The following is a 22989-nucleotide window of genomic DNA, read 5'->3' on the forward strand; positions in this document are numbered from 1 at the left end:
ACAGGGCCGACCTGCCCGACGTGCCGGCCCGCCGCGCCCTCGAGGCGCTCTGCGACTCCCTCGCCACCCGCCTCGCCTGAGGCCCACCCGTCGGGCGCCGCCCGGCCGTGCTGCGCCGGCACGGGACGTCGGCGACCGCTCGCGTCGACCTGTGCAGGGGTCGGCGGTGTCGTGCCCTGGGCGCGGGGTTTCGCCCGCGGTCGGGTCGTGCCTGCGGGTGCCTCGGCGCGAGGGCGCGAGGGCGAGCCCTTGACACGGGGCGGTGTGCTGGGTCACAGTACGTACAACCTGTACGTACAACTCGTACGTATCCTGCTACGCTCCACGGAGATCCCCCATGACGAACCCCGCAGCCGATCGCACCATCGTGCCGATCTACGACTTCATGAACCGCCTCCCCGGCGGGCTCATGCTCATCCCCCTGGTGCTCGGCTCGATCGTGGGCACGTTCGCGATGCCCGCCCTGGAGATCGGCAGCTTCACGACGGCGCTGTTCCGTGACAGCGCCCTCGCTCTCATCGCGCTGCTGATCTTCGCGACCGGCACGCACATCACGGCCAAGACGTCGGGTCCCGTGCTGGCCCATGCCGGCGTCCTGCTGCTGACCAAGTCGCTCATCCCGGCGACCCTGGTGGTCGCGCTCGGCCTGGTCGTCGGTGTCGACGGCGTCGCGGGCGTGTCGATCCTGGCCCTCCTGGTGGTCGTCGACAACTCCAACGGGGGCCTCTGGCTGGCGTTCACCGGACGCTACGGCGACAAGCGTGACCGCGGGGCGTACATGGCCTCGGCCATCAACGACGGCCCCTTCCTGTCCATGGTCTTCCTCGGGGTGTCCGGCCTCGCGTCCATCCCCGGCACCCTGCTGCTGGCGGCCGTCGTGCCGTTCCTGCTCGGCATGCTGGTGGGCAACCTCGACCCGAAGTTCCGCGAGGTGCTGCGGCCGACGCCCAGCATCGTCATCCCGTTCTTCGCCTTCGCGCTCGGCACCGGCATCGATCTCGGCAACGTGGTGCGAGGTGGCGCCTCCGGCCTCCTCGTCGGCGTGATCGCCGCACCGATCACCGGGTTGTTCGTCTACCTCGGCTACAAGCTGATCCTGCGCCGCGGAGCCAAGAGCGGGATCGGCTTCGCGGCCGGCACGACGGCTGGCAACGCGATCGCCACGCCGGCCATCGTCGGTGCCGCGGACCCGACCTTCGCGCCGTACGTCGAGACCGCGACCGCGCAGGTCGCCGCCGCGGTGCTGGTCACCGCCGTCGTGGCCCCCACGCTCGCGGCCTGGGTGCTGCGGCGTGAGGGCGGGCTCACCGTCGTCGACGAGGATGGCGTCGTGCTCGAGGACGAGGACGTCCGCCTGTGACGCGCGACCCCGGCGTCCGTCGCGTCCTGGTGGTGGCCGACGACCTGACGGGCGCCAGCGACACGGGCGTGCAGTTCGCCGGGGCCGGCTGGAGCACGGTGCTGCGGTTCGGCCCGGGCGAGCCCGCGTCCGCGGCGCCCCCCGGGTCCACGGTGGCGGTCTCCGCGGACTCCCGCGCCCTGGGTGCCGACGACGCGCTGGCCGCCACGGCCGAGGCCATCTCGACCGAGGCCCTCGACGGCACCGACCGGCTGTACCTCAAGATCGACTCGACCCTGCGCGGCTCCGTCCCCGCGCAGGTCGCCGGGGCGCTCGCGGTGCGTCGGCGCACGGTGCCCGACGCCGTGGTGGTGCTCAGCCCCGCCTACCCGGCCATGGGTCGGACCGTGCAGGACGGTCGACTGCTCGTGCACGGAGAGCCGGTCTCGGCCTCGCCGGCCGGTCGTGACCCCGTCACCCCGGTACGCGTCGACACGGTCGCCGAGATCGTCCCGGGCGCGGTGCCGGTCGCGGTCCGGCCCACGGCCGCTGCCTGGGCCGACGCCCTGCTCGCCGCCGGTGACCAGGGTGACGTCCTGGCCGTCGACGCCACGACCGACGACGACCTCGTCCGCCTGGCCGAGGCGGTCGACCTGCTCGGCGCCCGGGCCGTGCCGGCCGGCTCGGCCGGCCTGGCCGCACCGCTCGCCGCTCGCTGGTGGGGCGGGGACGCGCCGCCACAGGCCGCCGCACCCGCGGTTCGACGTCCGCTGTTCCTCGTGTCCTCCCACCACGCCGTGGCACGCGGCCAGGTCGCGGCCCTCGCGCACGACCAGGCCGACGTGACGCTCGTCGAGACCCAGGTCGACGCCCTGCTCGGCGGGCAGGAGCTCGACGCTCCCGGCTCGGGGAGCGCCGTGCTGCTGTCGCCGCACGGGCGGGCCGGGGTCGATGTCGCCCCCGCGCTCGCCGTGGCCCTCGCAGGCCACGCCGCCCGGTGGCTCACGGCGCCCCGTGACGCACTCGACGACCGGTGGTTCGACGCCGTCGTCCTCGTGGGCGGCGACGGAGCCGAGGCCTTCCTCAGGGCGGTCGGCGCCCACGGCATCGAGATCCACGGCCGCCTCGCCGAGGGCGTCCCGCACGGCCGGATCGCCGGGGGGCCCTGCGACGGTCTGCCGGTCGTCACGAAGGCCGGCGGCTTCGGCGACGACACCACCCTCACCACCGTGCTGCGCACCCTGCGCAGCCCCATCGGATCGGAGTCACGATGACCAGGCCCACCCTCGCCCTCACCCTCGGCGACGTCGCCGGGATCGGCCCGGAGATCACCGCGCGGACCCTCCTGCACCACCCCGACCTGCGCGAGCGCTGCGTGCCCGTCGTCGTCGGGGACGCCGACGCGATGCGCCGCGGCTGCGAGACCATCGGCGCCGACCCGGCGGTCGTGCGGGTGCTCGACGACGTCGCCGACGCGACGAACGATCCCGGCCTCGTGGAGGTGGTCCAGTCCGGACCCTCCCTCGCCCACGTCCCGTTCGGCGAGATCCACCCGGACGCCGGCGACGGGTCGCACCGCTACGTCGTGACCGCCGTCGACCTCGCCAAGCAGGGCAAGGTCCAGGGCATCGTCACCGCCCCGCTGAACAAGGCCGCGATGCACGCCGCGGGACACCAGTTCCCGGGCCACACGGAGCTGCTCGCGCACGAGTTCGGGGTGAAGAACTTCTCGCTCGTGCTGTCGGCCGGCGACCTCTACTTCTTCCATCTCACGACGCACGTGTCGCTGCGCCGCGCCATCGAGGACGTGACGCCCCAGCGCACCGACGCCGTGCTGAAGCTCGTGGGCGCCTTCACGAAGGCGCTCGGGCGTCCGCGGGAGCGGATCGGCGTCGCGGGACTCAACCCGCACGCCGGGGAGAACCGGATCTTCGGCGACGAGGACGCCGACGTCCTGGCGCCCGCGGTCGAGCGGGCCCGCGCCGCCGGGCTCGACGTGCACGGTCCGTTGCCCGCGGACGCACTCATCCCGCAGGCGGTCAAGGGTCGCTGGAACCTGGTCGTGGTCTGCTACCACGACCAGGGCCACGCCCCCTTCAAGGCGGTCTACGGCGACGACGGCGTCAACATCACCGTCGGCCTGCCCGTGGTGCGGGTCTCCGTGGACCACGGGACCGCGTTCGACATCGCCGGTGAGGGTGTGGCTCGCGAGGCCAGTCTCGTGCTGGCGGCCGAGCGAGCCGCGGACCTGGCGCCCGGCTGGGACCACGTGTGGCGCACGGCCCAGGAGGCGGAGGGCGCACTAGTCTGACGGTCCAGGCCCGGACGGGTGAGGGTCGGCGCAGGAGGAGGGAACGTGGCCAGGACGCCGCTGCACGCACGCATCGCCGCCGACCTGCGTGGCCGCATCCAGGACCGTGAGCTCACCCCCGGCGACCTGTTGCCCAGCGAGAGCGCTCTTCAGGAGCAGTTCTCGGTCTCCCGTTCGGTCGTGCGCCAGGCCCTCGGCACGCTCGAGGCCGAGGGCCTGGTGCGGCGCGCCCGGGGCCGCGGCACCATCGTCGCGCCCCGCCCGGAGCTGCGCCGCGACGTCGACCTCACCTCGGGGCTGATGTCCCAGCTGGAGCTGATCGGCAACCGCACGAGGACCGCGGTGCTGCGGTTCGAGTCGACGGCCCCGCCCCAGCACGTCGACCACCTCGGCGAGGAGGTGGTCGTGCTCGAGCGCCTGCGCAGCGTCGACGACCAGGTGGTGGCGTTCATCCGCACCTACCTCCCGCGCGACGTCGGGGCAGCCCTGGATCCCACCGCCCTCGTGGACGGCTCGCTGCACGGTGCGGTCCAGGCGGCCACGGGACGCCGGGTGCTCGACGGGCGGCGGACGGTGCGTGCGGTGGCGGCGGCGCCGCCGCTCGACGCGGCGTTGGACGTGCCGGCCGGGTCGCCGCTGCTGCTGCTGGAGGGCTCGAGCCTCGACCAGGACGGGCTGCCGATCGAGGTGTTCTCCACCTGGCACCGCTCCGACCTGGTGGCCTTCGACCTGGCGCTGCACCCGCGTCCGGACACGGCCGTGGGCGACGACGACGCCGCGGCGGTGGCGCCGAGCCGGCTGGACCGCGCCATCGCCCTGGCCGAGGAGCTCGCGGCGGAGCTGAGGGCCGCACGCGACGCCTGAGGTCGGTGCTCAGCAGGCCTCGGCGTTGGCGGCGGTCTGGCGCAGGATGCGGCGTCGGTTGCCGATCGCGTCGATCGTGAAGATCACGAGTGCCGACCACACGAGGGCGAAGCCGATCCAGCGTGCGGTGCTCATCGCCTCGTCGAAGACGAACAGGCCGAGCAGGAACTGCAGGAACGGTCCGAGGTACTGCAGGAGCCCGATGGTGGTGAGCGACAGCCGGGTGGCGGCGGCGCCGAACATGAGCAGCGGGATGGCCGTGACCACTCCGGTCCCGACGAGGAGCGTCGCGTTCGCGGCACCGGCGTGGCCGAAGGTCAGGTCGCCGCGCAGCTGGAGGACGACCAGGAACGCGACGGCCACGGGCGCGAGGATGAGCGTCTCCATGCCGAGTCCCTCGAAGGCCCCGAGCGAGGCCCGCTTCTTGAGGAAGCCGTAGGTCGCGAACGAGCCGGCGACCAGCAGGGCGATCCACGGGAGGCGCCCGTAGTCCACGGTGAGCACGACGACGGCCACGAACCCGATGCCCACGGCGGCCCACTGGGCGGGCCGCAGCGTCTCCTTGAGCACGAACACGCCGAGCAGCACGGTGACCAGCGGGTTGATGAAGTAGCCGAGCGACGTCTCGATGACGTGCCCGTTGGTGACGCCCCAGATGAACCCGCCCCAGTTGAGCGCGATCGTGACCGACGCGAGCGCGAGGAACAGCATGAGCGTCCGGTCACGGGCGATGTCGCGGAAGCGTCCCCAGCGGCGGGTCGCGGCGATGAGCACCAGCACGAAGACGAGCGACCACACGATGCGGTGGGCCAGCACCTCCAGCGGTCCGGCCGGCTCGAGCAGCGGCCAGTACAGCGGGAACAGGCCCCAGCAGAGGTACGCGCCGATGCCGTAGGGGAGCCCGCTGCCCTCCCGAGGCGCCGTCGTGGTGGGGGTGTCCTGCTGCGTCACCGTCCGAGCGTAGGCCCGGTCCGGTCCGGGTCGATGCGACGGTCCGTCCGGTCGGACGCGCAGGGGTGTGGGCGATCGTCCACGATGGTGTCCATGACGTCGACGCCACGCTGGTTCACCGACACCGACGAGAACCACTCCACCTGGTACCGCGACCGGTTCCGCGCGCTGGCGGCCGAGGGTGCCGACCTGGAGGGCGAGGCGCGCCTCGTCGACGCTCTCAGCCCGCGCGGCGCCCGGGTGCTCGACGCCGGGTGCGGCGCGGGACGTCTCGGCGGGACCCTGCACCGGCGGGGCCACGACGTCACCGGCGTCGACGCCGACGAGGTGCTGGTCGCCGAGGCGCAGGCCACGCACCCCGGACCTCGCTGGCTCGTCGCCGACCTCGCCGACCTCGACCTCGGCGAGACGTTCGACGTCGTGGTCACGGCCGGCAACGTGATGGTCTTCCTGGCCCCGGGGACCGAACGGCGGGTGGTGGAGCGGCTCGCGCGCCACGTGACCGACGACGGAGCGCTGGTGCTCGGCTTCCGCCTCGACTGGCACTACGGCCTGGCCGACCTCGACGCCGACCTCGACGCCGCCGGCCTCGCCATGGAGCAGCGGTTCGCCACGTGGGACCTACGTCCGCTCACGCCGGCGTCCGACTTCGCCGTGACGATCGCCCGGCGGCCCGCCTAGCGGTCTACGCTGCGGTCGTGGTGGTCGACGGACGGGACGTGCTCGCAGCGGGGGAGTTCCAGGCCTACGACACCAGCCACGTGACGGTGCTCGTGCTGTTCGCCGTCGGCCTGGTGCCGATCGTGCTGCTCGGACGGCGGGTGCGCGGAACGGCGGGGGAGGCCATGACGAGCCGCGTCCTCGCCGTCGGCATCGTCGGGGTCACGGTGCCCCTGCAGGTCCTGCAGCTGCTGCCGGCGGAGTGGAACCCGCGCACGTCGCTGCCGTTCCAGCTGTGCGACCTGGCCTGGATGTTCGCGGTGCACGCCCTGTGGACGCGCTCTCGTCTCACGTCGACCGTGACCTACCTCTGGGGACTCACCCTCACGACGCAGGGCATGGCCACCCCCGACCTCGCCTCGGCGTGGCCCGAGCCGAGGTTCGTCATGTTCTGGGCGATGCACCTGCTCATCGTGTGGGCCGCGGTCTACCTCGTCCTCGGGCTCGGCGTGCTGCCGACGTGGTCGACCTACCGCCGCACGGTCGTGATCACGCTCGTGTGGGCGGCGTCGGTCATGGTCTACAACACGCTCGCCGACACCAACTACGGCTACCTCAACGGCAAGCCGAGCCGCGCCTCGCTGCTCGACGTCCTCCCGGCATGGCCGTGGTACGTGGCGGTCGAGATCGCGGTGGTCGCCGGCGTCTGGGCGCTGCTGGTCTGGCCGTGGACGCGCGCTCGCGCGGACACCCGCGCCGGCGCCCCGCGCCCTGCATGAGAAGCCTCTCACCGTCGCGTCATGCCGCTCTCACGCACGGGGCCTTGCATGGGGACCACACCAAGCCCCCGAGGAGAATCCCATGAAGACCACCCGCCTGCTCGCCGCCTCCGCCACGGCCCTCGTCCTCGCGCTCGGCGTGAGCGCCTGCGGCTCCGGCGATGACGACGTCGTCCCCGCCGCCACCTCGTCCGCGCAGTCCTCCACCGAGAGTGCGCCGACGTCGCAGAGCCCGTCGGCCGGCTCCACGGACGGTGGCGACGGCGACGACGTGACCGACGCCGAGCTGCGGGGCCAGCTCGAGAAGGTCGCCCTCGACGAGGTCGGCCAGGGTCGGGTCACCGACGTCGAGTACAGCGACGACCGCGACCACGCCTACGAGGTCGAGGTCGACCTCGGCAACGACGACGACGTCAGCGTCGAGATCGCCGAGGACATGTCGGTGGTCCGCGTCGACCGCTGACCCGCTCCGCGACCCGGGCGTCGCTAGCCCGCCGGACCGCGTCCGGAGTGGCGCTGCGCCGCTGCACGCGAGAAATGGCTGGGAGCTCGGCGTCGCTCGCCGCTAGGGTCGCCCGCATGGCGACGCCCGAGACACCGACCGAGCCGATCGATCGTGAACGTCAGTGCTTTCACTGCGGTCGAGAGGTCGACGCCGACGGGGAGCAGGCGATCAAGCTCGTCGTGGGACGCTCCGAGCTGCTCGACCGGGGCGAGGAGCGGCTCTTCCGCCGAGAACAGGTCTTGCTGTTCTGCGACCTGGCGCACGCCAATGCCCGCCTCTCCCGTCATCCTCTGCAGGATGAGTGGCCGGACTCTGAGGTCGTCGACCTCGGTGACGGGAGCTTCCTCGGGGTCATCGGCTGCTTGCTGCTCGCCGTGGCGCTGCTCGTCGTGCTCGGCGTCGGGGCCACGGTCAGTGCCGCGTGGCTCTGGGAGGCGGTGGCCTGAGCCCCCGCACGCCGCGCGTCAGCGGTAGTTGACGAACTGCACCGCGAAGTCGAGGTCGGCGCCCTTCAGCAGCGCGATGACCTCCTGCAGGTCGTCGCGCTTCTTGCTGGTGACGCGCAGCTCGTCGCCCTGGATCTGGACCTTCACGCCCTTGGGCCCCTCGTCGCGGATGAGCTTGGAGACCTTCTTGGCCTGCTCGGTGCTGATGCCCTGGCTGAACGTGCCGTTGATCTTGACGTCCTTGCCGCTCTGGCGCGGGTCGCCGGTCTCGAGGGCCTTGAGGCTGATGCCCCGCTTGACGAGCTTCTCCTTGAACACGTCGAGCACGGCGAGGGCGCGCTCGTCGGCGTTCGCGGTGATCTCGATGCCCTCCTCGCCCTTCCACTCCAGCAGGGCGCCGGTGTTCTTGAAGTCGTACCGGGTGGAGATCTCCTTCATCGCCTGGTTGAGGGCGTTGTCGGCCTCCTGACGGTCGAGCTTGCTGACGATGTCGAACGAGGAGTCGGCCACTGTTCTCTCTCCTGTGCTGGCTGGGACGGCGAAGGGGCGGGACCTGCGGGTCCCGCCCCTCAGACTAGGCGCTCGCCTCGAGCGCCCGCCGTGCCGTCTGCCGCCCCAGGCCGTGACGCAGCCCCGGCACCTGCCGGGTCAGGCCGCCAGGAAGTCGTCGATCTGGCCCATGGCGGCTCGCGCACCCTCCTCGACGCCCATGTCGAGCACCTGCTGCAGGGCCTCGGCCGAGGGGTAGGTCGAGACGTAGGTGGCGCGGGTGCCCCCGTCGACCGGCTCGAAGCGGAAGCTGTTGGTCGAGGACGGCATGCTCTCGACGGGGTTCAGGTCCTCGTCGGCGAACCCGTCCCGCACCTCGAAGCCGTGCGGCGCGTCGACGGAGACCACGTCCCAGTAGCCGCCGTACTTCTCGCCCTCCGGGCCGGTCATGTAGTAGGTGATGCGGCTGCCGGGCGTGAGGTCGTGGTCGACGAACGTCGCCGGGTGGGTGGGCGGCCCCCAGATCTTCTCCAGCTGGCGGGGGTCGGCGTAGATGCCGAACACGCGCTCGACGGGAGCGGCGAACTCGGCGGTGATGGTGATGGTGCGCTGGTCCAGGTCCTTCTGGACGTCGATGACGGGCATGTCACTTCTCCTGGGTGGTGTGGGTGGTGGTGTCGTGCTGCTCGGACGGTGTGGCAGGTGGTGCGGCGGGGTCGGCGAGCAGGTCGTCGATCCGGGCGACGCGTCCGCGCCACACGGCCTCGATCTCGCCGAGCATCGAGGCGACGGACCGCACGGCCTCGACGTCCCCGCTCGCGAGGGCCTCGCGGCCGACCCGGCGCTTGGTGACCAGGCCGGCCCGTTCGAGCACCGCGACGTGCTTCTGCACGGCGGCGAAGCTCATCGGGTAGTGCTCGGCGAGCCGGCTCACGGAGTGCTCCCCGGCCAGCACGCGACGCAGGATGTCGCGCCGGGTCCGGTCGGCCAGGGCGCCGAACAGGGCGTCGGCCCGGTCGTCGTCCTGGTGATCACTCATGGCCACAATCTACAACTAAATGGTTGTAGGTTGTCAACCCCTACGCCGGCGCGGATGCGGTTGGGTCCCGCAGGCCCCTCTGCGGTATGGTTTCTCGTCGTTGCCCGTCTCGGCGGGCGGCATCCCTGGCAGGTTGCCCGAGCGGCCAAAGGGAGCTGACTGTAAATCAGCCGGCATTGCCTTCGCAGGTTCGAATCCTGCACCTGCCACAGCGTGAAAGAGTCGCTGGAACCGACGGGCCTCGTCGGGCGAGAGCCCGGCGGGGCCCGTCGTCGTCGGTGCGGAGACGACCTCGCCCCCGACCATCGTGGTCGGGGGCGAGGTCGTGTGCGGCACGGTCGGCCCGGTGGCTCCCAGGGTCGTGCCCCGTGCCGGACCCGTCAGGTGGGTCCGAGCCCCGCGTGTCCACACGGCGGGTCGGGGCACGACGCCGGGAGCCACCGGGTCGCGGGGGAGGGATCAGATGATCCCGGCCTGCTTGAGGGCCAGGCTGATCTCGCCCTGCGCCTCGGGGGCGAGGTCGAGCAGCGGCGGACGGACGGCGGCGTGCTCGAGCTTGCCGCGCTCCACGAGGGCCAGCTTCAGCGCCACGGTGCCCTCCATGTGCGAACCGCGGTGGTAGACGTTCTTCGTCACCGGGAGCAGGGCGTCGTGGATAGCGCGGGCCGCGGGGTAGTCGTGCGCCTTGCCGGCGGCGATGAGCTCGACCAGCAGCTCGGGCGCGATTCCTCCGTAGCCGACGAGCAGGCCGTCGACGTCGAACATCGTGTGCAGCAGGTACTCGTCGTGGCAGGAGAGGATCTGCAGGTCGGGCAGCTCCTGGCGCAGGACGGGGATCTCGGTGTCCCACCGGCGCATGTTGCGCACGCCGTTCTTCGTCGCGAAGACGCCGGGCTGCGCGCCGATCTCGAGCTGGGTCTGCAGGTCGTAGGAGGCCTTGGTGGCATCGGGGTACTGGAACAGGATGAGCGGCAGGCCCGACTCCTCGTGCACGATGCGGTAGCGCTCCTGCGGTGCGCCCTGCTGGTAGCCGAACCGGAGCCAGCCGTGCGAGGGGTACAGGAGTCCGGCGCTGGCACCGGCGTCGACGGCGCGCTTGGCCTCGAGGCCAGCGACCTTGTCGCCCTCGCCGGTGATGCCGGCGATGACCGGCACGTCGCCCGCGTTCTCGACGGCCACCTCGATGACCTTGACCTGCTCCTCCTGGGTCAGGTAGGTGCCCTCGCCCGCGTGGCCGAGGTAGACCAGGCCGGTGATGCCGGGGATGGAGGCGTACCAGCGGGTCAGCGACGCCACGGCGTCGTAGTCGACCTCGAGGTCGCGGGTGAACGGGGTGACGGGGGCCGGGGTGAGGCCGCGGAGGTCGAGCGTCATGGTGGGTCCTCTTCGAGCGGGTCGGTCGGTGGTTACGGAACGTTCGCGGGAACGTTCCCATATCGAGTGTGCGTGACGCGGGTCACCGTGTCAAGGGCCGAGCGGAGCCCGACACGAGATCGATCGGGACGGCCTCCGCCAACGCCGTCGGCCCCGCTCCTCGAGAAGGAACGGGGCCGACGTCGGCGTGCTGTGCGGCGGGTCAGAGAACGATCGTGAGCAGTCGGTAGCAGAGGGCGAAGATCGCCACGAGTCCCACCACCCCGAGCGCGTTCTGCCACCACCGGTTCGCGTAGCGACCCATCAGGTCGCGGCGCGTGGTCATGACGAACAGCAGCAGGCCGAGCAGCGGTGCGACGATCACCGTGAGGGCCTGTGCCGTGATGATCAGCTCCACGGGGGAGCCGTTCGAGACGAGCGTGACCGCGAGCCCGAAGGCCAGGACCGCGAACATGCCGAGCTTGACGCTCACCCGGTCCATCGTGTTGCCGCGTCCGAGGCCGTCGGAGAGCAGCGTGCCGCCGGCTGTCGCGTTGGCGACCATCGACGAGAACGCAGCGGCGGAGAAGCCGAGCCCGAACAGCGTGGCGCCGAGGTCGCCCGCCACAGGGCGCAGGACGTTCGCCAGCTCGGGGAAGGTGGCGGCGCCGGTGCCGGTGTTCTGCAGCGCGGCGGCCGCGGTGACGATGACGAGGGCCGTCATGATGCCGGGCGCCAGGATGCCGGGGATCGTGTCCGCGATCGTCGTCGTGCGGTAGTCCGCGGCCTTCAGGCCCCGCTCGCGCGAGGCGTACCCGGTGAAGAACGCGGCGTTGATCGAGAAGTTGGTGCCCACGAGGGCGATGATCAGCAGGCCCGCGTCGGAGGGGACGGTCGGGAAGAGGCCGTCGGCCGCGGCGACCCAGTCGGGCTTGGACAGGAAGGCGCCGAGCACGAAGCCGATCCCCATCAGCACGACCAGCCCGAGCACGGCGCGCTCGAAGAGCTTGTAGTAGTTGGGCGCCCAGGCCACCGCCCCGACGACGACGGTGCAGCCGATGGTCCAGAGCGTGGGGGAGCCCCCGAACAGCATGGAGAAGCCCAGGCCCGACCCGACGGCGTTGCCGACGGAGAAGCAGAGGCTGATGAGGAAGACGCCGATGCCGGCGGCCGTCCCGACGGGGCGGCCGAGTCGGTCCTTGATCGTCTGCACGAGCGAGCCGGGGGAGACGATGGCCAGGCGCACGCTCATGTCGGTGAAGACGATCATGAGGAGGGTCGAGACGGCGATGACCCAGATGAGGGCGTACCCGTGGGCGCTGCCGGCCTGCACGGCCGACGCGAGGTTGCCGGGTCCGAACTGCCAGGCCCCGGCGATGAAGCTGGGTCCCATGAGGGCGAGCGTCGCGGCGAGCCCGCGGCGCGAGCGGCGGGATCGGTCCGAGGCGGGGCCCGCCTGGTCGGCGGGGGCGGGGGCGGTGTCTGTCATGGTCGTCCTTCTCTGTCTATCCCACGGAGGGCTCATCCGTGTGTCCGTCCGGTCGGTCCGGGCGGGGTCCTCGTGGTGGACGGACGTCGTCGGGGCGTGGCTGAGAGTGTGACAACGTTCACGGGAACGTTCCCATCGTGTGTGACCGGGACCACGCTGTCAACCGTTTCGGGCGAGCGTCTTCGGGGGCGCGCAGCTGGGTGCGAGCACCGGCTGCGCCTATGCTGGCCAGCACCCGGCTCGTCGACCAGAGGAGGACAGCGGTGACCGAGACGCCCGTGCGTCCCCCCACGATCCTCGACGTCGCCCGCGAGGCGGGCGTCTCGAAGTCGACCGTCTCGCGCGTGCTCGACGAGCGGCTGCCGCCGTCGAGCAGTCCGGCCGCGGAGCGCGTCCGTGAGGCCGCGCGACGGCTGGGCTACCGACGCGACCGCTTCGCCTCCGCGCTGCGACGCCAGCAGACCCGCACCATCGGCGTGCTGGTGCCACGGCTCACCGACACGGTGATGGCCATGACCTTCGAGCAGCTGGCTGCGGCGTGCGCCCGCCGCGGTCAGTTCGCCATCGTCGCCACGACCGACGACGACCCGGCGGCCGAGGCCGAGGCCGTCGAGCAGCTCCTCGACCAGCGGATCGACGGTCTGGTGCTCACGACGGCGCGCCTCGACGACGAGGTGACGTCGGGGCTGCGTGGGCACGGGGTGCCGGTGGTGCTGGCGCTGCGCTCCGACGGAACCACTCCGTCGGCCACCGGTGACGACGAGCTCGGTGGCTACCTCGCCACCCGGCACCTGCTCGACCTCGGTCACCGCCGCATCGCCCTGGTGGCCGGGCCCTCGTTCGCGTCGAGCGCGGTCGGCCGTCAGACGGGCTTCCGGCGCGCGATGGCCGAGGCCGGCGTGGCGGACGTCGACGACCTGGTGCACGAGTCGGCGTTCAGCATGGAGTCCGGCGAGCTGGTCGCGCGCGAGGTGCTCGCGGCGGACGACCGGCCGACCGCGGTGTTCGCGGTCAACGACAACACGGCCATCGGGGTGCTCGCTGCCGCCCAGGCGCTCGGGCTCTCCGTGCCCGACGACCTCTCCGTGGTGGGCTACAACGACGTCCCGGTCTCGGCCCGCCTGCCCCGTCCGCTCACGACGGTGCGCGTGCCGTTCGACCAGGTCGCCGCCGCCGCGCTCGAGCTGCTCGACGAGGCCCGCGCCGGCGTGCCGCCGCGCCACGTGGCCGTCGCGCCCACGCTCATCCCGCGCAGCACGTCGGCGCGTCCCCCGCGCTGACGAAAGCGCGCGACGTCAGGCGGGCCAGTCGACGCTGAGGTACTGCGTCTCGGTGTACTCCTCGAGGCCCTCGCGGGCGCCTTCGCGGCCCAGTCCGCTCTGCTTGACGCCGCCGAACGGGGCCGACGGGTCGGAGACGAGGCCGCGGTTGACGCCCACCATGCCGGCGTCGAAGGCCTCCCCGAGCCGGATCGCGCGCTGCAGGTCGCGCGAGAAGACGTACGCGGCCAGGCCCATCTCGCTCGCGTTCACGAGCCGGAGCAGCTCGGCGTCGTCGTGCCAGGTGACGATCGGGGCCACCGGGCCGAACAGCTCGTGGTCGAGGATCGTGGCCTCGGCCGGGACGTCCACCAGCACGGTGGGTGCGAAGAAGTGGCCGGGCGCGTCGGGCAGCTCGGCGCGGTGGCTGATGCGCGCACCGGCCTGCACCGCCTCGTCCACCACGCGGGCCAGGGTCTCGACCGCCGTGGCGGAGATGAGGGGACCGACCGCGGCGCCGCTACGTGCCGGGCCGACGGACAGCCGCTCGACCTCGGCGCCGAGGCGCTCGACGAACGCGTCCACGACGTCGGCGTGCACGTAGAAGCGGTTTGCCGCCGTGCACGCCTGGCCGCCACCGCGGAATTTCGCGACCATCGCGCCGGCCACGGCCGCGTCGACGTCGGCGTCGTCCGCCACGACGAACGGGGCGTTGCCGCCCAGCTCCATCGACGCGTTCACGACGCGCTCGGCGGCCTGGCCCAACAGGATCGAGCCGACGCGGGTGGACCCGGTGAACGAGATCTTGCGGACCCGCGGGTCGGCGAGCCAGTGGCCCACGACCCCGGCGGCGTCGGTCGTCGGCACCACGTTCACGACCCCGTCGGGCACGCCGGCCTCGGTCAGCAGCCGGGCGACGGCCAGAGCCGTCAGCGGCGTCTCGGCGGCGGGCTTCAGCACCACCGTGCAGCCGGCCGCGAGGGCCGGCGCGATCTTGCGCGTGGCCATCGCGGCCGGGAAGTTCCACGGCGTCACGAGCGCGGCCACGCCGACGGGTCGGTGCGTCACGATCGTGCGCGTGCCACCGGCGGGGGAGGAGCCGTAGTCGCCGTGCGGGCGCACCGCCTCCTCGGCGAACCAGCGGAAGAACTCCGCGGCGTACACGACCTCGCCCCGCGCGTCGGTGACGGACTTGCCGTTCTCGCTGACGATGAGGTCGGCCAGCCGGTCGGTGTCGCGGATCATCAGCTCGAACGCCCGGTGCAGCACCACCGACCGCTCGCGCGGCGACGTGCGACGCCACGAGGTGAATGCCTCGGCCGCGGCGTCGACGGCCGCGGTGGCGTCGCCCAGGTCGCCGTCGGACACCTGGGCGACGACCGAGAGGTCGGCCGGGTCGACGACGTCGAAGGACCCTGAGCCCCCGGCCCGCCAGACTCCACCCACGAGTACCCCACGGGTCGGGTCGAGGGCCTCGGCGTGGGCAGACGCGACCTGCACGGTCATCGGGTCGCCTCGGACCGCGCTGCAGCGGCGAAGGCTGCCTCCAGGACGTCCAGGCCCTCGCCGAGCAGGTCGTCGCCGATGGCCAGCGGCGGGAGGAAGCGCAGCACGTTGCCGTAGGTGCCGCAGGTCAGCACGATGACGCCCTCGGCGTGGGCCGCCGACGCCACGGCCTTCGCGAGGTCGGGGTCGGGGTCGGTCGTGCCCGGCCTCACCAGCTCGACGGCGATCATCGCGCCGCGTCCGCGCACGTCGCCGAGCCGGTCGTCGCGTGCCTGCAGGGCTCGAAGCCGCTCCGTCATGAGCGTCCCGACCTCGCGGGCCCGCTCGACGAGTCCCTCGGCCTCGATGGTCTCGATTGCAGCCAGTGCCGCGGCACAGGCCAGCGGGTTGCCGCCGTAGGTGCCGCCGAGCCCCGCGACGTGCGCGGCGTCCATGATCTCGGCGCGGCCCGTCACGGCCGACAGCGGCAGGCCGCCGGCGATGCCCTTGGCGGTGACGATCAGGTCGGGCACCACGCCCTCGTGGTCGCAGGCGAACAGGTCGCCGGTGCGGGCGAAGCCGGTCTGGACCTCGTCGGCCACGAACACCACGTCGTTGGCCCGGCACCACGCGGCCAGGGCCGGGAGGAAGCCCGACGCCGGCTCGATGAAGCCGCCCTCGCCCTGCACGGGCTCGATGACGATCGCGGCGAGGTTGGCCGCCCCCACCTGCTTCTCGACCACGTCGAGTGCGCGGGCGGCCGCGGTCGCGCCGTCGAGGTCGCCGTCGCGGAACGGGTAGGAGAGCGGGGCGCGGTAGACCTCGGAGGCGAACGGGCCGAAGCCGTGCTTGTAGGGCATCGACTTCGCGGTCATGGCCATCGTGAGGTTCGTGCGGCCGTGGTAGGCGTGGTCGAACACGACGACGGCCTGCCGCTTCGTGTGGGCGCGGGCGATCTTGACGGCGTTCTCGACGGCCTCGGCGCCGGAGTTGAACAGGGCGGTGCGCTTGTCGTGGTCGCCCGGCGTGAGCCGGTTGAGCGCCTCCGCGACGGCCACGTAGCCCTCGTAGGGCGTGACCATGAAGCAGGTGTGGGTGAAGGCGGCGACCTGGTCCTGCACGGCCGCCACGACGCGCGGCGCACTGTTGCCGACCGTGGTGACGGCGATGCCGGACCCCAGGTCGATGAGGCTGTTGCCGTCGACGTCCACGACGATGCCGCCCCCGGCCTCGACGGCGAAGACCGGCATGGTCGTGCCCACGCCGGCGGCGACGGCGGCGTGCTTGCGGGCCATCAGCTCGCGCGAGCGCGGTCCGGGCAGCTCGGTGGCCAGGTGGCGCTTCTGGACGACGGGCGGTCGCACGGACATGGGTTCCTCCTGGGGCGCGGTGACCACGCCAGTCTCGTGCCGGTCACCCCATGCCGTCCAATGCCGATATCGGATCAAGTCAATGCCTCACAGGCATATAGTGGGGGGATGGAGCTGCGCACCCTCACCTACTTCGTCGCGGTGGTCGACGCCGGGACCGTGAGCGCGGCGGCCGACCGCGTTCGGGTGACCCAGCCGTCGCTCTCGCGCCAGGTCCGCCAGCTCGAGCGCGACCTGGGTGTCGACCTGTTCGAGCGGCACGGCGGCCGGCTCGTGCTCTCCTCCGCCGGGCGCAGCCTGCTGCCGCTGGCCCGCGACGTGCTGGCCTCGGCCGACGCCCTGCGCACCGCTGCCCGCGTCCGGGCCGAGGGCGGGCTCGACCGCGTGACCATCGCTGCTCCCGCCACCACGCTCACCGACGTCGTGTCGCCGTTCCTCGCCAGCCTCGCACCCGACGACCCCACGCCGTCGGTGGTCGAGACCGACCCGCTCGACGTCGACGAGGCGCTGCGCCGGGGGGCGGACCTCGTGGTGACCACCCGCCGACCGCGCCGACCGCTGCGCTCGGCCGCGCTGCCGGAGCTGCCGGTGTGGGCCTTCGTGCCTGCCGACCACCCGTGGGGCGGTCGCGAGAGCGTCGGGCTCGCCGAGCTGCTCGAGCAGGTCGTGGTCACCGTTCCTCCCACGTTCGCCGCCCGGCAGGTGCTCGACGCGGTGGTTGAGCGCGAGCAGCGCTGGCCGGCGTCGCTCGTGGAGGCGAGCAGCGGCACCGTGGCACAGGCGCTCGCCGCCGCCGGCCGCGGCGTGGCGGTGGTCTCCGACGACAGTCGGTACGGCCTGCACGGGGTGCGCGTCCGGGCCGGCGGAGGCGACCTCACGGTCCGGCTGTTCGTGGCCTGGTCCTCGACGCATCCGGCACAGGAGACGCTCGCCGCCCTGGCCGAGCGGTTGCGGACGTTCGTCGTGGACGCCTACCCGGGCGCGGGTCCCGCCTCGTCCCGCGACCCTGCGCGGGTCAGACCAGCACAGTGAAGGGCAGTCCCGGGCACGGGACCTGCGTCGTGAAGTCGCCGCGGTCGACCGGCTCGCCGGCGAACAGGTGCACGTGCGAGGACAGCACCACTCGGTCGTGGTCGTTCACGAGCGTCGCGTCGGCGGTGCGGAAGACCTCGAGCAGCGTCCGCTCGACGGTCTCGGCCAGCACGTCCGCCCCCATGACCCCGAGCATGTGCCCGTCACGCTCCACCGGGACCGTGGAGGTGAGCATGAACTCGTCGGTGCACACGTAGTCGATGTAGGGGCCGGTCACGTGCGACGCGTGCGTGCGCTGCGGGGTGCGGAACCACTCCTGGCGGCTGTAGTCCGTCGACTGCACGAGGGCGATCGAGTCGGGGATGAGCCCCTGGTCGTCGCCCTGCCACCACGCGAGCAGGTAGGTCTCGTCGGTGAGGATCCCCGGTGAGACGACGAAGCCGGCGCCCACGGTGTGCGGGTCGGCGAGCACCTCGAGGGCGTGGGGGCGGGACGCGGTGAGCACCCGTGCCGCGTCGACGGGCCCGTCGAAGAGCGGGGCCAGGGCCTCGCCGCTCTCGCGCAGCGTCACCAGCAGCGGGTGGAACAGGTCCTCGACGGCCTGCACGCAGGCCGCCACCTGCGGGGGCACCTCGGTGCCGGGACCCGGGGCCTGGTCGTTCGGGGGCTGGGTGTTCGGGGGCTGAGTGTTCGGGGTTGGGGACATCGCGCTCACCTGATCCTTGCGTGGAGCTCGGCGAGCTCGCCGAGCAGTCGTCGCACCCGGGCGCGCACCACGCGTCGGGCCTCGTTGCCGTCGTGGTCCGCGATGGCCGCGAGCAGCGTCGCGTGGTGGTCGCGCAGGTCGGCCTGCTGCTCAGGGTTGCCGAACCCGAGCCGCAGGAGCGTGCCGAACTCCATCTCCAGGCGCATCACCTCGCGGGCCAGGTGGGCCGAGTGCGAGAGCGCCGCCACGGCGAGGTTGAGCTCGGTGTCGACGTGGCGCCACGTGGCCGCGTCGTCGGTGTCGTCGGGGGGCAGGATCGCCCGCAGGTCCTCGACCTCCTCGACGTTGGCCCGCTCGGCGGCCAGCTCGGCGCACCCGCTCAGCACCGTGGCGTAGTGGATGCCGTGGTCGGCGATGTCGACGCGGGTCATGGCGGCCACACGACGCTCGAGGACGTCGTCGGTCGCGCCGACGGGCCGGGTGACGAACGAGCCGCCGCCACGTCCGCGCATGGTCGTGACGAGCCCCTGCGCGCGCAGCGACACGAGCGCCTCGCGCGCCGTGACGGTCGCGACGCCGAGCATGCTGGCCAGCTCGGACTCGCTCGGGAGGCGCTCGCCGTCCTCGAGGATCCCCGAGCGGATGGCCTGGGCCAGACGCTGCTCCACGCGGACCGCCCGGCCGAGCTCACCGATGGGCGCGAACACGGCGGTGCGCGCGCGGGTCGAGCGTCGTCGCACGGCGGCCATCGATCTCCTCGTGTCCTCGGGCCGGCGGGCTGCCGGTCCGGACATGTTTACCGAATCGTGACACGAGAGTGTGGACATTTAACATCCAAGACCATATGTTTTGCGGCGGAAGGTGATCCACACCACTCCTCCCGACCGTCAGGACGGACGGGGAGAAGCCGTCGAAGGAGCCCGATGACCGGCACCGGAGCCACGCCCGCGATCCGACTGAGCGGCCTGCAGAAGCACTTCGGCGAGGTGCGGGCCGTCGACGGCGTGGACCTGGAGATCGCCGACGGCGAGTTCTTCTCGATGCTGGGTCCGTCGGGGTCCGGCAAGACCACGGTGCTGCGTCTCGTGGCCGGCTTCGAGCAGCCGACCGCGGGCTCGATCGAGCTCGGGGGACGCGACGTCACCGGCTCGGCACCGTTCGAGCGCGACGTCAACACCGTGTTCCAGGACTACGCGCTGTTCCCGCACATGAGCGTGCTGGAGAACGTGGCGTACGGACTGCGGGTGCGTGGCGTCGACCGCCGCGAGCGCCAGGCCCGTGCCCTCGAGGCCCTCGAGACGGTGCGCCTGCAGCACGTGGCCGACCGTCGCCCCACGCAGCTCTCCGGCGGTCAGCGCCAGCGCGTGGCCCTGGCCCGTGCTGTCGTGGTCCGCCCGAAGGTGCTCCTGCTCGACGAGCCCCTCGGCGCCCTCGACCTCAAGCTCCGCGAGCAGATGCAGGTCGAGCTCAAGCAGCTGCAGCGCGAGCTCGGCATCACCTTCGTCTTCGTCACGCACGACCAGGAGGAGGCGCTCACGCTCAGCGACCGCGTCGCCGTCTTCAACGAGGGCCGCATCGTGCAGCTGGGCAGCCCCCGCGACGTCTACGAGACCCCGGTCGACGAGTACGTCGCGTCGTTCGTCGGCACGTCGAACCTGTTCGACCCCGACGCCTCGCGCACCGTCCTCGGCCGGGAGGGTCGCTACGCGCTGCGGCCGGAGAAGATCCAGCTCGCGGCCTCCGGGACGTCGAGCGACCCGGGCGACGGTCGCGACAGCGTCCGCGGCGTCGTCGCCGAGACCATCTACCTCGGCATCGGTCGGCGCGTCGTCGTCGACACCGAGCAGGGCGCCCGCCTGGTCGTCCTCGAGCCCTCCACCGCCCTGGCGGCGGTCGAGCGGGGCGACGCCGTCGTCGCCTCGTGGCGTCGCGACGACCTCGTGACGCTCACCTGATCCCCCCACCACACCCACAGAAGAGAACGGAATCCGAGATGATCCCCACGACCAGGAGAGGCCGCGTCGGCGCCATCGCCGCCGCCGTCACCTGCAGCCTCGCTCTCGCCGCCTGTGGCGGGGGCTCCGACGACGACGCCGCCACGGGTGCACCCACGGAGCTCGGCAAGACCGAGGGCCAGGTCTCGATCCTGGCGTGGCCCGGCTACGTCGAGGACGGCAGCAACGACCCCGACGCCGACTGGGTCACCTCCTTCGAGGAGGAGACCGGCTGCCAGGTCACGAGCAAGGTCTACGGCACGTCCGACGAGGCGTTCAACCTCGCCAAGTCCGGCGACTACGACGTCGTCGCCGCGTCCGGCGACCTCACGCTGCGCATGATCGCGGCCAAGGCGGCCGCCGAGGTCAACACCGACCTGGTGCCGAACTACGAGAAGGTCTTCGACTTCCTCAAGGACCAGGAGTGGAACACCGTCGACGGCAAGAACTACGGCGTCCCGCACGGCTACGGCGCCAACCTGCTCATGTACAACGCCGACGTCGTGAAGGACGAGCCCACGTCGTGGGACGTCGTGTTCGACAAGTCCTCGCAGTACAAGGGCAAGGTCACGGCGTACGACTCGCCGATCTACATCGCCGACGCGGCCATGTACCTGATGTCGACGCAGCCGGAGCTGAAGATCGAGAACCCCTACGCCCTCGACGAGAAGCAGCTGGCCGCCGCGGTCGACCTGCTCAAGGGCCAGCGCGCCAACGTCGGCGAGTACTGGTCGGACTACCTCAAGGAGGCCTCGGCCTTCAAGACCGGCGACTCCGTGGTGGGCACCACCTGGCAGGTCATCGCGAACACGATCGACCAGGACAACGTGAAGGTCACGGTGCCGAAGGAGGGCGTCACGGGTTGGAACGACACCTGGATGATCGCGGCCAAGGCCAAGAACCCCAACTGTGCCTACCAGTGGCTGAACCACATCGAGGACCCGGAGACCAACGCGCAGGCCACCGAGTACTTCGGCGAGTCGCCGAACAGCGAGGAGGCGTGCGACTTCGCGAGCGAGGGCTTCTGCGAGACGTACCACGCCGGCGACAAGGCCTACTCGGACAAGATCTGGTACTGGCGCACGCCGATCGCCGAGTGCCTCGACGGCCGCACGGACGTCGAGTGCACCGACTACTCGGACTGGACCAAGGCCTGGACCGAGATCAAGGGCTGACGTGACCCAGTCGACCACGTCCGAGGTGGCCGCCCCGTCCCTGTCCGGGACCGGGGCGGCCACCCGCCGGGCCTCCTCCTTCCTCGCCACGCGACCGCGGCTGAGGCTCGGGCTGTTCCTGAGCGCACCCCTGACGTGGCTCGTGCTCGTCTACGTCGTGGCGCTCTCGGCGCTGCTCGTGACGGCCCTGTGGTCGGTCGACAGCTTCACCGGCGAGATCGACCGTGGCCTCACCCTCGACAACCTGCGCGAGGTCGTCACCAACTCGCTCTACCGCACGGTCACGCTGCGCACGCTCGGTGTCGCGGCCCTGGTGACGGTCGTCGACGTCGCGATCGCGCTGCCGATCGCCTTCTACATGGCCAAGGTCGCGTCGCCGCGTGCGCGACGCCTGCTGGTGGTCGCGGTCCTCACGCCGCTCTGGGCGAGCTACCTCGTCAAGGCGTTCGCCTGGCGGTCGCTGCTCAGCGAGGGCGGACTCGTCGACTGGGTGCTGAACCCGTTCGGCGGCCAGACCCCCGGCTACGGCCTGACCGCCGTCGTGCTCACGCAGGCCTACATCTGGTTGCCGTACGTGATCCTGCCGATCTTCGCCGGCATGGAGCGTGTCCCCGACTCGCTGCTGGAGGCCGCGGGCGACCTCGGCGCGTCGGCGGGCACCACCGTCCGGACCGTCGTGATGCCCCTGCTCCTGCCGTCGGTCGCCGCGGGCTCGATCTTCAGCTTCTCCCTCACGCTGGGCGACTACATCAGCGTCAACATCGTGGGCGGTGCCAACCAGATGCTCGGCAACCTCGTCTACACGAACGTCGGCGCGGCCAACAACCTGCCGCTGGCCGCCGCGATCGCCCTCATCCCCATCGTCGTCATGCTCGGGTACCTCGCGGCGGTCCGCCGCACGGGCGCCCTGGACACCCTCTAGGAGCGCGTCGTGACCCTCAGTCCTCTCGCGCGCCGTCTGCTGCTCGGCGTGACCGGCCTCGTGCTGGTGCTCATGTACGCACCACTGCTGGTCGTGGTGGCCAACTCCTTCAACCCCGACCCGTCGATGACGTGGCCGCCCGAGGGGTTCACCACCCAGTGGTGGGTGCGCGCGTTCCACAGCGCGGGCGCCCGCGACGCGGTGCTCACGAGCGTCCAGGTGGCGCTGGCCTCGACCGCCGTTGCGCTGCTGCTCGGCACGCTCATGGCCTTCGCGCTGCAGCGGTTCGCATTCTTCGGGCGCAACACGGTGAACCTGCTCGTGATCCTGCCGATCGCCCTGCCCGGCATCGTCACCGGCGTGGCGCTGAACAACGCCTTCCGCGGGATCCTGGCCATCGAGCTGGGCGTGGCCACGCTGGTCGTCGCGCACGCCACCTTCTGCATCGTCACGGTGTTCAACAACGTCATCGCCCGGCTGCGCCGCATGGGCGGCAACCTGGAGGAGGCCTCGGCCGACCTGGGCGCGGGCCTCTGGACGACGTTCCGACTCGTCACGTTCCCGCAGCTGCGCTCGGCGCTGCTCGCCGGTGGGCTCCTGGCCTTCGCCCTGAGCTTCGACGAGATCATCGTGACCACCTTCACGGCCGGGCCGGGCACCACGACCCTGCCGATCTGGATCCTCAACAACCTGTTCCGCCCCAACCAGGCCCCCGTGGTCGCGGTCGTGGCCGTGGTGCTGATCGTCGTCTCCGTGGTGCCGATCTGGATCGCCCAGCGCATCGCCGGCGAGGCGGAGACGGTTCGATGAGCCGCGCATCC

24 protein-coding genes and 1 tRNA gene are annotated in these 22989 nt (G+C 72.1%); 15 read left to right on the forward strand and 10 right to left on the reverse strand.

The window, feature by feature from the left end; genetic code table 11:
- The first annotated feature begins 337 nt into the window (after positions 1-337).
- The 4 genes from NUV38_RS13090 to NUV38_RS13105 are packed head-to-tail and all read left to right on the forward strand — an operon-like array spanning position 338 to position 4514.
- Positions 338-1360 carry a 2-keto-3-deoxygluconate permease gene (locus NUV38_RS13090; RefSeq protein WP_257729548.1) on the forward strand — a complete coding sequence of 341 codons (1023 nt, stop codon included), beginning with the start codon at positions 338-340 and terminating at the stop codon, positions 1358-1360.
- On the forward strand, positions 1357-2613 hold the full coding sequence (locus NUV38_RS13095) for a four-carbon acid sugar kinase family protein (protein ID WP_257729549.1): 1257 nt from the start codon (positions 1357-1359) through the stop codon (positions 2611-2613). Before NUV38_RS13090 ends, NUV38_RS13095 begins: the two co-directional genes overlap by 4 nt.
- Complete coding sequence (pdxA, locus tag NUV38_RS13100; RefSeq protein WP_257729550.1) at positions 2610-3650, forward strand: 4-hydroxythreonine-4-phosphate dehydrogenase PdxA; 1041 nt, start codon at positions 2610-2612, stop codon at positions 3648-3650. The genes NUV38_RS13095 and pdxA overlap by 4 nt, the downstream gene beginning before the upstream one ends.
- Positions 3651-3695: 45 nt before the next feature.
- A complete protein-coding gene (locus tag NUV38_RS13105) occupies positions 3696-4514 on the forward strand; it encodes a GntR family transcriptional regulator (RefSeq protein WP_257729551.1) in 819 nt (272 codons plus the stop codon).
- 9 nt (positions 4515-4523) lie between these two features.
- Here the strand turns inward: NUV38_RS13105 and rarD are convergent, their stop codons facing one another.
- Positions 4524-5465 carry an EamA family transporter RarD gene (gene rarD, locus NUV38_RS13110; RefSeq protein WP_257729552.1) on the reverse strand — a complete coding sequence of 314 codons (942 nt, stop codon included), beginning with the start codon at positions 5463-5465 and terminating at the stop codon, positions 4524-4526.
- Positions 5466-5558: 93 nt separating this feature from the next.
- Between rarD and NUV38_RS13115 the strand changes: the two genes are divergently transcribed.
- The 4 genes from NUV38_RS13115 to NUV38_RS13130 all read left to right on the forward strand — a co-directional run bounded on the left by NUV38_RS13115 (position 5559) and on the right by NUV38_RS13130 (position 7855).
- Positions 5559-6146, forward strand: a complete 588-nt coding sequence (locus NUV38_RS13115; RefSeq protein WP_257729553.1) for a bifunctional 2-polyprenyl-6-hydroxyphenol methylase/3-demethylubiquinol 3-O-methyltransferase UbiG — start codon at positions 5559-5561, stop codon at positions 6144-6146.
- A 17-nt stretch (positions 6147-6163) separates the two neighbouring features.
- Complete coding sequence (locus tag NUV38_RS13120; RefSeq protein WP_257729554.1) at positions 6164-6904, forward strand: TIGR02206 family membrane protein; 741 nt, start codon at positions 6164-6166, stop codon at positions 6902-6904.
- Between the two features lie 82 nt (positions 6905-6986).
- Entirely contained in the window at positions 6987-7367 is a 381-nt protein-coding gene (locus NUV38_RS13125) for a hypothetical protein (RefSeq protein WP_257729555.1), read from the forward strand.
- A 116-nt stretch (positions 7368-7483) separates the two neighbouring features.
- Positions 7484-7855, forward strand: coding sequence for a hypothetical protein (locus tag NUV38_RS13130; RefSeq protein WP_257729556.1), 372 nt, complete (start codon positions 7484-7486; stop codon positions 7853-7855).
- Positions 7856-7873: 18 nt separating this feature from the next.
- Here NUV38_RS13130 and NUV38_RS13135 read toward each other — a convergent pair whose 3' ends face one another.
- The 3 genes from NUV38_RS13135 to NUV38_RS13145 all read right to left on the reverse strand — a co-directional run bounded on the left by NUV38_RS13135 (position 7874) and on the right by NUV38_RS13145 (position 9383).
- Positions 7874-8365: a YajQ family cyclic di-GMP-binding protein gene (locus tag NUV38_RS13135; RefSeq protein ID WP_055964084.1), complete on the reverse strand. Its 492-nt coding sequence runs from the start codon at positions 8363-8365 to the stop codon at positions 7874-7876.
- Positions 8366-8503: 138 nt separating this feature from the next.
- Complete coding sequence (locus NUV38_RS13140; RefSeq protein WP_257729557.1) at positions 8504-8989, reverse strand: SRPBCC domain-containing protein; 486 nt, start codon at positions 8987-8989, stop codon at positions 8504-8506.
- A gap of 1 nt (position 8990) precedes the next feature.
- Positions 8991-9383, reverse strand: coding sequence for a helix-turn-helix transcriptional regulator (locus NUV38_RS13145; RefSeq protein WP_257729558.1), 393 nt, complete (start codon positions 9381-9383; stop codon positions 8991-8993).
- Positions 9384-9510: 127 nt separating this feature from the next.
- Here NUV38_RS13145 and NUV38_RS13150 point away from each other — a divergent pair.
- Positions 9511-9592, forward strand: a tRNA-Tyr gene (locus tag NUV38_RS13150).
- 250 nt (positions 9593-9842) lie between these two features.
- Here NUV38_RS13150 and NUV38_RS13155 read toward each other — a convergent pair.
- Together NUV38_RS13155 and NUV38_RS13160 are read right to left on the reverse strand one after the other, a co-directional pair.
- Positions 9843-10757 carry a dihydrodipicolinate synthase family protein gene (locus NUV38_RS13155; protein ID WP_257729559.1) on the reverse strand — a complete coding sequence of 305 codons (915 nt, stop codon included), beginning with the start codon at positions 10755-10757 and terminating at the stop codon, positions 9843-9845.
- 202 nt (positions 10758-10959) lie between these two features.
- A complete protein-coding gene (locus tag NUV38_RS13160; RefSeq protein WP_257729560.1) occupies positions 10960-12225 on the reverse strand; it encodes an Nramp family divalent metal transporter in 1266 nt (421 codons plus the stop codon).
- Between the two features lie 263 nt (positions 12226-12488).
- Between NUV38_RS13160 and NUV38_RS13165 the strand changes: the two genes are divergently transcribed.
- Positions 12489-13505 (forward strand): LacI family DNA-binding transcriptional regulator, encoded by a 1017-nt coding sequence (locus NUV38_RS13165; protein WP_257729561.1) that lies wholly within the window; start codon positions 12489-12491, stop codon positions 13503-13505.
- Between the two features lie 15 nt (positions 13506-13520).
- Here NUV38_RS13165 and NUV38_RS13170 read toward each other — a convergent pair whose 3' ends face one another.
- Together NUV38_RS13170 and gabT are read right to left on the reverse strand one after the other, a co-directional pair.
- Positions 13521-14990, reverse strand: coding sequence for an NAD-dependent succinate-semialdehyde dehydrogenase (locus NUV38_RS13170; protein ID WP_257729562.1), 1470 nt, complete (start codon positions 14988-14990; stop codon positions 13521-13523).
- Positions 14987-16339 (reverse strand): 4-aminobutyrate--2-oxoglutarate transaminase, encoded by a 1353-nt coding sequence (gabT, locus tag NUV38_RS13175; RefSeq protein ID WP_257729563.1) that lies wholly within the window; start codon positions 16337-16339, stop codon positions 14987-14989. Before gabT ends, NUV38_RS13170 begins: the two co-directional genes overlap by 4 nt.
- Positions 16340-16447: 108 nt before the next feature.
- Here gabT and NUV38_RS13180 point away from each other — a divergent pair, with 108 nt between their 5' ends.
- Positions 16448-17371, forward strand: a complete 924-nt coding sequence (locus tag NUV38_RS13180; RefSeq protein ID WP_257729564.1) for a LysR family transcriptional regulator — start codon at positions 16448-16450, stop codon at positions 17369-17371.
- Here the strand turns inward: NUV38_RS13180 and NUV38_RS13185 are convergent.
- Both NUV38_RS13185 and NUV38_RS13190 read right to left on the reverse strand, forming a co-directional pair.
- A complete protein-coding gene (locus NUV38_RS13185) occupies positions 17355-18077 on the reverse strand; it encodes a cache domain-containing protein (protein ID WP_257729565.1) in 723 nt (240 codons plus the stop codon). The genes NUV38_RS13180 and NUV38_RS13185 overlap by 17 nt on opposite strands.
- A gap of 5 nt (positions 18078-18082) precedes the next feature.
- Positions 18083-18871, reverse strand: coding sequence for a FadR/GntR family transcriptional regulator (locus tag NUV38_RS13190; protein WP_257729566.1), 789 nt, complete (start codon positions 18869-18871; stop codon positions 18083-18085).
- A gap of 129 nt (positions 18872-19000) precedes the next feature.
- On the opposite strand from NUV38_RS13190, the gene NUV38_RS13195 reads away from it, so the two are divergent.
- The 4 genes from NUV38_RS13195 to NUV38_RS13210 are packed head-to-tail and all read left to right on the forward strand — an operon-like array spanning position 19001 to position 22978.
- Positions 19001-20032 carry an ABC transporter ATP-binding protein gene (locus tag NUV38_RS13195; protein WP_257729567.1) on the forward strand — a complete coding sequence of 344 codons (1032 nt, stop codon included), beginning with the start codon at positions 19001-19003 and terminating at the stop codon, positions 20030-20032.
- Between the two features lie 38 nt (positions 20033-20070).
- Entirely contained in the window at positions 20071-21246 is a 1176-nt protein-coding gene (locus NUV38_RS13200; protein ID WP_257729568.1) for an extracellular solute-binding protein, read from the forward strand.
- A 1-nt stretch (position 21247) separates the two neighbouring features.
- Positions 21248-22168 carry an ABC transporter permease gene (locus NUV38_RS13205; RefSeq protein WP_257729569.1) on the forward strand — a complete coding sequence of 307 codons (921 nt, stop codon included), beginning with the start codon at positions 21248-21250 and terminating at the stop codon, positions 22166-22168.
- 9 nt (positions 22169-22177) lie between these two features.
- A complete protein-coding gene (locus NUV38_RS13210; RefSeq protein WP_257729570.1) occupies positions 22178-22978 on the forward strand; it encodes an ABC transporter permease in 801 nt (266 codons plus the stop codon).
- Positions 22979-22989 lie beyond the last annotated feature (11 nt).

Source organism: Aeromicrobium sp. 50.2.37, from assembly GCF_024655735.1.
Taxonomy (GTDB): domain Bacteria; phylum Actinomycetota; class Actinomycetes; order Propionibacteriales; family Nocardioidaceae; genus Aeromicrobium.

Coding starts and splice junctions, on each gene's coding strand:
- NUV38_RS13090 (WP_257729548.1), top strand. CDS start 338: ATGACGAACCCCGCAGCCGATCGCACCATCGTGCCGATCTACGACTTC.
- gabT (WP_257729563.1), bottom strand. CDS start 16,339: ATGTCCGTGCGACCGCCCGTCGTCCAGAAGCGCCACCTGGCCACCGAG.
- NUV38_RS13160 (WP_257729560.1), bottom strand. CDS start 12,225: ATGACAGACACCGCCCCCGCCCCCGCCGACCAGGCGGGCCCCGCCTCG.
- NUV38_RS13140 (WP_257729557.1), bottom strand. CDS start 8,989: ATGCCCGTCATCGACGTCCAGAAGGACCTGGACCAGCGCACCATCACC.
- NUV38_RS13125 (WP_257729555.1), top strand. CDS start 6,987: ATGAAGACCACCCGCCTGCTCGCCGCCTCCGCCACGGCCCTCGTCCTC.
- NUV38_RS13185 (WP_257729565.1), bottom strand. CDS start 18,077: ATGTCCCCAACCCCGAACACTCAGCCCCCGAACACCCAGCCCCCGAAC.
- NUV38_RS13190 (WP_257729566.1), bottom strand. CDS start 18,871: ATGTCCGGACCGGCAGCCCGCCGGCCCGAGGACACGAGGAGATCGATG.
- NUV38_RS13170 (WP_257729562.1), bottom strand. CDS start 14,990: ATGACCGTGCAGGTCGCGTCTGCCCACGCCGAGGCCCTCGACCCGACC.
- NUV38_RS13145 (WP_257729558.1), bottom strand. CDS start 9,383: ATGAGTGATCACCAGGACGACGACCGGGCCGACGCCCTGTTCGGCGCC.
- NUV38_RS13195 (WP_257729567.1), top strand. CDS start 19,001: ATGACCGGCACCGGAGCCACGCCCGCGATCCGACTGAGCGGCCTGCAG.
- NUV38_RS13115 (WP_257729553.1), top strand. CDS start 5,559: ATGACGTCGACGCCACGCTGGTTCACCGACACCGACGAGAACCACTCC.
- NUV38_RS13200 (WP_257729568.1), top strand. CDS start 20,071: ATGATCCCCACGACCAGGAGAGGCCGCGTCGGCGCCATCGCCGCCGCC.
- NUV38_RS13155 (WP_257729559.1), bottom strand. CDS start 10,757: ATGACGCTCGACCTCCGCGGCCTCACCCCGGCCCCCGTCACCCCGTTC.
- NUV38_RS13130 (WP_257729556.1), top strand. CDS start 7,484: ATGGCGACGCCCGAGACACCGACCGAGCCGATCGATCGTGAACGTCAG.
- NUV38_RS13180 (WP_257729564.1), top strand. CDS start 16,448: ATGGAGCTGCGCACCCTCACCTACTTCGTCGCGGTGGTCGACGCCGGG.
- pdxA (WP_257729550.1), top strand. CDS start 2,610: ATGACCAGGCCCACCCTCGCCCTCACCCTCGGCGACGTCGCCGGGATC.